5 protein-coding genes are annotated in these 4,707 nt (G+C 68.9%); all 5 read left to right on the plus strand.

The genetic code is table 11. From position 1 onward, the window contains the following. Positions 1-784, plus strand: a 784-nt coding sequence (locus ACEN88_RS24635; protein ID WP_413343916.1) for an ABC transporter permease, incomplete at its 5' end; no start/stop codon positions are given. Between the two features lie 3 nt (positions 785-787). Continuing rightward, positions 788-1,621, plus strand: coding sequence for an ABC transporter ATP-binding protein (locus ACEN88_RS24640; protein WP_413343918.1), 834 nt, complete (start codon positions 788-790; stop codon positions 1,619-1,621). Positions 1,622-1,638: 17 nt separating this feature from the next. Next, positions 1,639-2,394 carry an urea amidolyase associated protein UAAP1 gene (locus tag ACEN88_RS24645; RefSeq protein WP_413343919.1) on the plus strand — a complete coding sequence of 252 codons (756 nt, stop codon included), beginning with the start codon at positions 1,639-1,641 and terminating at the stop codon, positions 2,392-2,394. A 10-nt stretch (positions 2,395-2,404) separates the two neighbouring features. Beyond that, positions 2,405-3,067, plus strand: coding sequence for an urea amidolyase associated protein UAAP2 (locus tag ACEN88_RS24650; RefSeq protein WP_413343921.1), 663 nt, complete (start codon positions 2,405-2,407; stop codon positions 3,065-3,067). 9 nt (positions 3,068-3,076) lie between these two features. Next, positions 3,077-4,707, plus strand: a 1,631-nt coding sequence (locus ACEN88_RS24655) for a biotin carboxylase N-terminal domain-containing protein (RefSeq protein WP_413343923.1), incomplete at its 3' end; no start/stop codon positions are given.

Genomic DNA, 4,707 nt, shown 5'->3' on the forward strand with positions numbered 1-4,707 from the left:
CCCCTGGGACGTGCGCGGCGACCTGCGCCGCCGCAGCGCGCTCGCGCTGGCCGTCGCCGGCTTCGTGCTGCCGCTCGCCGTGTGGATCCTCGTCTCGCTGAACGGCTGGGCCGATCCCGTATTCCTGCCGCCGCCGTGGCAGGTGCTGGCCCAACTGGGCGAGTGGTACCGCGACGGCGACCTGCTGGGCGACGTCATCGTCAGCATCGGCCGCGTGCTGGGCGGCTTCTGCGTCGCGGCCCTCGTCGCCGTGCCGCTCGGCGTGCTGGTCGGGACGTATGCGCCGGTGCGCGCGTTCCTCGAGCCGCTGACGGAATTCACCCGCTACCTGCCAGCCGTCGCGTTCATCCCCCTGATCATGCTGTGGGTCGGCATCGAGGAAAGCGCGAAGGTCGCCGTGATCTGGGTCGGCGTGTTCTTCCAGATGCTGCTGCTCGTCGCCGCCGACGTGGCGCGCGTGCCGGACGCGCCGATCGAAGCGGCGCGCACGATGGGCGCGACCAACGAGGAGATCATCAAGTACGTGCTGATCCCGGCCGCCCGTCCCGCGATCCTGACGACGCTGCGCGGCGCGATGTGCCTGGCGTGGACGTACCTCGTCGTGGCCGAACTGGTGGCCGCGAACTCGGGCCTGGGCTACGCGATCCTGAAGGCGCAACGCTTCCTGCAGACCGACAAGATCTTCGCCGGCATCCTGCTGATCGGCCTCGTGGGCCTGCTCACGGACCAGGCGTTCCGCTGGCTGCACAAGCGCTGCTTTCCCTGGCATCACCTGCGAGGCTGAACCATGACACCCAAGATAGCCGTACGCGGCCTGTACAAACACTATGGCCGCGGGGCCCGGCGCACGCTCGCGCTGCAGCACGTGGACCTGGACATCGCCGTCGGCGAATTCGTGACCCTCGTCGGCGCCTCCGGCTGCGGCAAGTCGACGCTGCTGCGCACGATCTGCGGCCTGGAGGAATACGGACAAGGCAGCATCGTCTGCAACGGCCGCGACGTCGACGGCCCGGGCGCCGACCGCGCCATGGTCTTCCAGAGCTACAGCCTGTATCCGTGGCTGACGGTGAAGGACAACATCCGCTTCTGCCGCCGCCTCAGGCACCACGCCGCCGCCACGTCGAGCGACGTCGAAATCGCATCCGGGCGCGCCGACGCCCTCATCGGCCTGATGGGCCTCGCCCACGTGGCGCATGCGTATCCGGCAGAGCTTTCTGGCGGCATGCAGCAGCGCGTGGCGATCGCGCGGGCCCTGATGGCGCGGCCGGACGTGCTGCTGATGGACGAGCCGTTCGGCGCGCTCGACGCGCAGACGCGCGAGGTGATGCACGACCTGATCCGCCACGTCCACCACCTGGAAAAGACCACCATCGTGTTCGTCACGCACGACGTCGAGGAAGCGATCTACCTGGGCGAGCGCGTCGTCGTGATGGCGCCGCGGCCGGGCCGCATCGATTCGATCGTCGACGTGCCGTTCGGCGCCAGACGCCACCAGGACCTGAAGCTCGCGCCCGAATTCTCGGCATTGAAGCGCCGGATCCTGAACCGCATCCGCGAGACGTCCGGCGTCAAGACCGACCTGGAACAGCTCGAAAAACTCACCCGCACAGCACAAGACTAACGACTGACGGAGCCACCATGACCCTCACCGAACACACTCTCGAACTGGCACCGGACCTGGACCCGGCCCGCGTGCTGTGGACCGAACGCTTCCCCGGCGGCGCGCACTGGTCGTATCGCGTGCGGCGCGGCACCACGCTGCGCTTCATCGCGGTGGAAGCCGGCACCAACGCCTCCGTGCTGCTGTACCGCGCCGACGAGCGCATGGAGCGCCTGAACGTGCCGGACACGCTGAAGGCCCAGCACACGGCACATCTCACGGCGGGCCACGTGCTGTACTCGGACATGGGCCGCATCCTCGCGTCGATCCCGCGCGACACGGTGGGCTGGCACGACCCGCTGTGCGGCCTGTCGGACGCCGAAGGCATCGCCCGCCGCCACGGCGTCAAGCGCTACCAGGAACACCGCAACGCCATGCACCGCAACGGCAAGGACAGCCTGCTCGTCGAGATGGGCAAGTGGGGCCTGGGCCTGCGCGACCTCGTGCCGAACGTGAACCTGTTTTCCAGGGTGGCGGTCGATGCCGACGGGCGTTTCCGCTTCGCCGGGAACCACGCAAAGCCCGGCGACTTCGTCGAACTGCGCTTCGAGATGGACACGCTGGTCCTCGTCTCCACCGCGCCGCACCCGCTCGATCCGCGCCCCGACTACGCGCCGGGCAAGGTCACCATCGTGGCCTGGGATTCCGGCCCGGCCGGCGCCGACGATGCGTGCCGCCTGTCGTGCGCCGAAAACGGCCGCGGCTTTCATAACACCGAACTGATTTACCGCTGAGGAGACCGTCATGCACACCCTGCGCGAGAGCACGCTCGATCCCGCCGCCGCCCTGGCCATCCACGACCTGCCGGCCGGCGAACCGTGGCTGCACGAAGTCAAACGCGGCCAGACGCTGCGCTTCGTCGACCTGGAAGGCAACCAGGCCGTGGACACGATCTTCTACAACGCCGCCGACACGGCCGAAAGCTACAGCGTCACCGACACGCTGCAGCGCCAGGGCGGCATCTACCTGTCCGCCGGCTCCGTGCTGTATTCGAACCGCGGCCGGCCGATGCTGGCTATCGTGGCCGACACGTGCGGCCGCCACGACACGCTGGGCGGCGCCTGCGCGGCCGAGAGCAACACGGTGCGCTACGCGCTGCAAGCGAAATTCATGCACAGCTGCCGCGACAACTATCTCCTGGCCCTCGCCCGCGCCAAAAATGGAGCTGAAATAAGCGGCATGGACAAGCGCGACCTCGTCCCCAACGTGAACTTCTTCATGAACGTGCCGGTGACGGAAGGCGGCGGTCTGTCGTTCGAGGACGGCCTGTCCGCGCCGGGCAAGTACGTCGAGCTGCGCGCCGAGATGGACGTGCTCGTGCTCGTGTCGAACTGCCCGCAGCTGAACAACCCGTGCAATGCCTATAACCCCACCCCGGTCCGCTTCGTGATCTGGGACGCCGCCTGAAAGACCGCCATGTTCGACAAGATCCTGATCGCCAACCGCGGCGAAATCGCCTGCCGCGTGATCCGCACCGCGCGCCGCCTCGGCATGAAGACGGTGGCCATCTATTCCGAGGCCGACGTCGAATCGCTGCACGTGCGCCTGGCCGACGAAGCCGTATGCGTGGGCCCGGCCGCCGCCGGCGACAGCTATCTGTCGGCCGAGCGTGTGCTGGCGGCGGCGCGTAACACGGGCGCGCAGGCGATCCACCCCGGCTACGGCTTCATGAGCGAGAACGCGGGCTTCGCGGAAGCGTGCGCCGCCGCCGGCATCGTGTTCATCGGCCCCACGCCGCAGCAGATGCGCGACTTCGGCCTGAAGCACACGGCGCGCGAACTGGCGCAGAAGGCCGACGTGCCGCTGCTGCCGGGGACCGGCCTGCTGGACGGCGTCGAGGAAGCGCTGGCGGAAGCGCGCCGCATCGGCTATCCCGTCATGCTGAAAAGTACGGCGGGCGGCGGCGGCATCGGCATGCGCCTGTGCCGCGACGACGACGAACTGGCGGGCGCCTACGCGTCCGTGCGCCACCTGTCCGAGAACAACTTCAAGAACAGCGGCATCTACCTGGAAAAATTCGTGCAGCGCGCGCGCCACGTCGAGGTACAGATCTTCGGCGACGGCCGCGGCAACGTCGTGTCGCTGGGCGCGCGCGATTGCTCGGTCCAGCGCCGCAACCAGAAGGTGATCGAGGAAACGCCCGCGCCCGGCCTGTCGGACGGCACGCGCCATGCGCTGGCCGCCACCGCCGTGCGCCTGGGCGCAGCGATCGACTACCTGTCGGCCGGCACCGTCGAATACGTGCTGGACGCCGACACGGGCGCGTTCTACTTCCTCGAAGTGAACACGCGCCTGCAAGTGGAGCACGGCGTGACGGAAGAAGTGTTCGGCGTCGACCTCGTCGAATGGATGATCCGCGCGGCGGCCGGCGAACTCACGCTGCCGGAGCAGGCATCGCTCGTGCCGAACGGCCACGCGATGCAGCTGCGCGTGTACGCGGAAGACCCGGCGCGCAATTTCCAGCCCTGCTCCGGCGTGCTGACGGCCGTCGACTTCGCGCCCGACCTGCGCGTGGACACGTGGGTCGAGCGCGGCGTCACCGTCAGCCCGTATTACGATCCGCTGCTGGCCAAGCTGATCGTCAAGACGGACAACCGGGCCGCGTCCGTCGACCGGCTCGTGCGCGCTCTCGAAACGTCGCGCATCGACGGCATCGAAACCAATCTGGCCTACCTGGCGCGCATCCTGCGCTACGACGATTTCGTCGCCGGCCGCCAGATCACGCAGATGCTGGCCGCGATGGACTTCGCGCCGCAGACCGTCGAAGTGCTGGACGGCGGCATCCAGACGACGGTGCAGGACTACCCGGGCCGCCTGGGCCTGTGGGCCGTCGGCATCCCGCCGTCCGGGCCGATGGACGCCTACGCGCACCGCGTGGCGAACCACCTGGTCGGCAACGACATCGCGGCACCCACGCTGGAGATGACCCTGCAGGGCGCGACGCTGCGCTTCAACTGCGCATGCACGATCGCGCTGGCCGGCGCGGACCTCGGGGCCAGCGTCGCCGGAGCGGACGGCAAACGCGAGCTCGCCAACTGGCGCGCGCA

It is taken from the genome of Massilia sp. CT11-108 (assembly GCF_047302915.1).
Classification (GTDB): Bacteria; Pseudomonadota; Gammaproteobacteria; order Burkholderiales; family Burkholderiaceae_D; genus Telluria; species Telluria orientalis.